Annotated in this window: 1 protein-coding gene; it reads left to right on the top strand. The window is 47.5% G+C overall.

Going from position 1 to position 1,501, the window contains the following annotated elements; translation table 11 throughout:
• On the top strand, window positions 1–1,326 hold a 1,326-nt coding region (locus FYJ51_RS13655), incomplete at its 5' end, for a Mu transposase domain-containing protein (RefSeq protein ID WP_205946348.1).
• Window positions 1,327–1,501: the final 175 nt, after the last annotated feature.

Raw genomic sequence — 1,501 nt, 5'->3', positions numbered from 1 at the left:
AAGACTGAATCCCCAGGCAGAAAGGTATACGGAGAAGATCTGTGGGCAGAATATCATAAGCAGGAGCCTCGCGGGTTCAGCAGGACCATGTTCTATCTGAAATACCGAGAGTACCGAAGAAAAAAGTACGGATCCGAAGACCTGACCATGGGAGTCAACCGGATTCCCGGTGAGCGCGTGTATATTGACTACTGCGGCGATCATGCGCTGATACACATCATGAATCTATCAAAGGATCCGACCGATCTGACGGAGCAGCAGGAAATCCATCTTTTTCTGACCACATGCGGGTTTTCAAGCAAAGTATATGCAGAAGCATCTCTTGATGAGAAGCAGTCGCAGTTCAATGCGGCAACTGCACATGCATTAACCTATTACGGAGCAGCGCCGAAATATCTGGTTCCGGATAATCTCCGTACTGGGATCACGGTCAACACGAAGGATGAGGTGATTGTCAACGCAGCCTATCAGGATCTGGAAGATTTCTATGATGTCATAGTGCTCAGCCCGCCTTACAGGAAACCGCGCGGGAAAGCAACTGCAGAGCGCTATGTACAGGTCATGGAGCGGAAAATCGTTGATCAGCTTCAGAAACAATATGTGTTTCAGAGCCTTGAAGAAGTCAATGAACTCGTCATGGAGATTGCAGAGGCAGAAAACAATACCATTCCAAGGGGTTATAAGCAGACGCACAATGAGCTCTTTGAACTCTATGACAGACCAGCGATGAGACCGCTGCGGGAGGGAGAATTCGAAGCCTGTGATTACAAATACTGGCCAGATGTTTCCAGCCAATACCACGTTGCCTACGATGATCATTTTTACTCAGTGCCCTGCAAGTACTATGGATCACAAGTAGTCATCAAAGCGACGCCATCAGAAATCATCATAACCGACCTCAGCAACAAAGAGATCGCACGTCACAAGCGAAGCTACATTCCCTCTCTGCGCTACATCACGAAACCTGAGCACATGCCGGCAAACCATCGGTTTTATGCAGAAGTGAATCAGAGAGACAGTTCTTACTATCTGAAATGGGCAGAAGAGATCGGGCCATATATGAAGCAGATGATCTTCATGATTCTGAAATCAGCCAAGCATGACGACCAGATGTATACCGCGTGCAACGGGATTCTTCATATGTGCGATGGAATTCCAAGAGGAATCTGCGAAGAAGCAGCTGCCGACTGTGTCAGAGGGAAGCGGTGCCGTTATCACGACTTTCAGAGTACATTAAGTGATCTCCTGAAGCAGAGGAAACAGAGCAGCATAACTGCAAGTCTTCCTGATCTGGAAGATGTCAGAGGAAAGGACTACTACAAATGACCGAAGGGATTGACGCCACTATCAGCAGGATGAGAGAGATGAAGATGGGAAATCTGGCAAATAAGCTCCAGGATATGACAGAAGACCCGAACTTCGGAACGAGAACTGCATCAGAAGTGCTTGATGAGCTGTTCATGCATGAATACTCATCCCGGAAAACCCGAAAGTTCAATAA

Source organism: Stecheria intestinalis, from assembly GCF_009696165.1.
GTDB classification, from domain to species: Bacteria; Bacillota_I; Bacilli_A; order Erysipelotrichales; family Erysipelotrichaceae; genus Bulleidia; species Bulleidia intestinalis.
Note: the sequence above shows the minus strand (reverse complement) of the source record. Positions and strands in the feature narration are given on the sequence as shown.